Raw genomic sequence first — 2,616 nt, 5'->3', positions numbered from 1 at the left:
GGGGGGGGGGGGGGGGGGGGCCCCCCCCCCCCCCCCCCCACGAGGGCCCGGGCCGGGCCTGGCCCGTACGCCCGGGGTTGGGGCGAGCCAGGGGTCGGCTGAGGTCGCGCACCGGGCCGACGAGCCGCCCCCCGGAGGCCCCCCGCAGGGTATGCGTGGTCCTAGAGTCGCGGCATGACGACGCCACTCACGCTCGCCGACGTCGAGGCGATCGCCCGCGCCTCCCACCAGGGCCAGACGGACAAATCGGGACGCCCCTACGCCGAGCACATCGCCGCGGTCGCCGAGGGTGTCCGCGCAAGGGGCGGCAGCGACGACCAGATCGCCGCCGGATGGCTGCACGACGCGGTCGAGGACGACGCGCTCTCCCCGGAGTGGCTGCGGACCGCCGCGCTGTCGCAGTCGGTGAAGGACATGGTCCTCGCCCTCACCAAGGGAGAGGACGAGGACCTTGAGTCCTACACCCGGCGCATCCTCGCCACCCCGGGCGCCCTCCTCGTCAAGGAGTCGGATCTCGCGCACAACGCCGACCCGGCGCGGCTCGCGCTCCTCGACGAGGAGACCCGGGAGCGGCTGACGGCGAAGTACGAGCGGACCCGGGCACTGCTGGGGCTGTAGCTCAGCGCCCGGGCCCCAGCGGCTCAGGGCCTGGGCACCGGCGGCTCAGCGCCCCGGCCAAGACGGCTCAGCCCCGGGCCCCAGCGGCTCAGCGACCCGGTCCCAGCTCTGACGCGTCGCGGCGGAACGCCCACCGCATATCGGGCTCGGTCACACAGCGCAGGGCCCGCCGCACCGGAGGAGTGCAGAAGAGGGTCACCAGGGCCGCCATGAGCAGCGTCATCAGGATCTCCCCGCCGGGCGAGGAGAGCCAGGGGTGGGCTTCGAAGACCCCCGCATACTCCGCGGCCTTCAGCGGCAGCCCGTGCAGCAGATACCCGCAGACGGTGCCGAGTCCCAGCACGGTGTACCACGTCCTGCGGCGCGGCACCCACGCCAGGAACCCGGCGGTGAGCAGGACGGCGCAGCCGAAGAAAGCGAGGGTCATCACGATCCCCGTCCACCAGGGCGCCCCCAGGTCCTGGGAACTGGAGGCCCGGTAGAACCAGCCGAGGTTGATCCGGGGGGCCGCCCAGTACGCGAAGACGAGCCCGCCCGCGAACAGCGGCAGCGAGAGCAGCCGTACCTCCCGGCTCCGTACGATCTGGAAGTGCTCGGGCTTCAGCACGAGCCCCAGGACGAAGAACGGCAGAAACTGGAGCACCCGCGCCAGATTGAGATCCGCCCCGATGTCCGGTGTCACCGTCGCGAGCGCGGCGATCACCAGCGCGACCGTCAGCGGATGGCGGAGCTGCCGCCACAGCGGGGTGGTGAGCCGCCAGACGAAGAGCGCGACGAGGAACCAGGTCAGATAGAACGGGTCGAGAAGGCTGATGCGCTGGCCCGGGGCGTCGTCCGCCCACCGCCGGAAGAGCGAGTACACCGTCTCGAAGACGACGTACGGCAGCGCGATCCCGGTCAGCAGCCGTCTGACCTGGTGGGGACGGCCGGTGTAACTCCGGGAGAAATAGCCGGAGACGACGATGAAAGCCGGCATATGAAAGGTGTAGACCAGCATGTACAGTGCCCTGGTCGCGCGGCTGCCTTCCATGACCGGTTCCCAGGCATGCGCGACGGCGACGAGCACGATGGCCAGATACTTCGCGTTGTCGAAGTAGGCGTCCCGCCCCGCGGCCGGAGGCGCCGCGTCGGCTGATGGGGATGATTTTGCAGTCTGTCCGGCGGGTGTGGGGGACGTCGTGGGGACGTGGTCCGGCTCCCGTGCCTGGGGGCGGGGAGCCCTGCGAAATACTTCCGGAGCGTGGAACATTCGAGGCACCTTAGCCGCGTCAATTGAAATCCGTAAAACCACCTCCGGGTTTTCTTTAGGTGAATCCAACACGCTCACCAGATGACCACTATGCCCCGATTAATCCCTCTTAAATGGTGCAAATCACTGCACTGGTTCGGTTGTGTGTGACCTTGTGAATTACCGCGCGGTCCGGGTTTGAATTTCTTGTGACCGACCCGTGCATGCATGGCAACGATCGAGCCGAATTCCCGCCCGTATTTCACCCGGCAGGTGGGTCGCCCGGGGTGTGGTCCTGCGCCGACGGGGCAGCGGAGCGGGCGGTTGGCGCGATTGCGTCCCCGATGATCTGTCAGAGAGCGGCATACCCGGGGCGGTTGGTGGCACGATGGTCATGAGGTGGGGGAGTGCAGAGTCGCACGTCTCCCGGCCGGCAAGGCGGACCGACCGAGGGTGTGATCAGTTGTGGCCATTTCACTGTCTGTGGTGCTGCTGTTGGGAATCATCCTCGTGGTCATGATTCGCTCCGGCTCACTGAAGGCCGGACCATCGATCGTGGCGATGCTGTTCGGCTTCTTCCTGGCGTCGTCGGGCATGGCCCCGTCGATCAACAGGTTCCTCAACTCGATAGCGGACACGATCAACGAGATCAGCTTCTGACGGCGACGCCGACGGCGACTGCTGACGCGGAGACACCTGCGAAGACCTCGGTCCTGTCCGGTCCGGTCAGCGCCGGACACGGTCATACGGCCTCAGGCCCGGTCCGGGTG

The 2,616-nt window shown here is 68.5% G+C and carries 3 protein-coding genes; 2 read left to right on the top strand and 1 reads right to left on the bottom strand.

Going from position 1 to position 2,616, the window contains the following annotated elements; translation table 11 throughout:
* Positions 1 to 174 precede the first annotated feature (174 nt).
* Positions 175 to 618: an HD domain-containing protein gene (locus tag ACWF94_RS38365; RefSeq protein WP_453499573.1), complete on the top strand. Its 444-nt coding sequence runs from the start codon at positions 175 to 177 to the stop codon at positions 616 to 618.
* 88 nt (positions 619 to 706) lie between these two features.
* Here ACWF94_RS38365 and ACWF94_RS38360 read toward each other — a convergent pair whose 3' ends face one another.
* Entirely contained in the window at positions 707 to 1,867 is a 1,161-nt protein-coding gene (locus tag ACWF94_RS38360) for an acyltransferase family protein (protein WP_453499571.1), read from the bottom strand.
* A 444-nt stretch (positions 1,868 to 2,311) separates the two neighbouring features.
* Here ACWF94_RS38360 and ACWF94_RS38355 point away from each other — a divergent pair, with 444 nt between their 5' ends.
* Positions 2,312 to 2,506, top strand: a complete 195-nt coding sequence (locus ACWF94_RS38355; RefSeq protein WP_453499569.1) for a hypothetical protein — start codon at positions 2,312 to 2,314, stop codon at positions 2,504 to 2,506.
* Positions 2,507 to 2,616 lie beyond the last annotated feature (110 nt).

It is taken from the genome of Streptomyces sp. NPDC055078 (assembly GCF_053607985.1).
Note: the sequence above shows the minus strand (reverse complement) of the source record. Positions and strands in the feature narration are given on the sequence as shown.

Coding starts and splice junctions, on each gene's coding strand:
- ACWF94_RS38365 (WP_453499573.1), top strand. CDS start 175: ATGACGACGCCACTCACGCTCGCCGACGTCGAGGCGATCGCCCGCGCC.
- ACWF94_RS38360 (WP_453499571.1), bottom strand. CDS start 1,867: ATGTTCCACGCTCCGGAAGTATTTCGCAGGGCTCCCCGCCCCCAGGCA.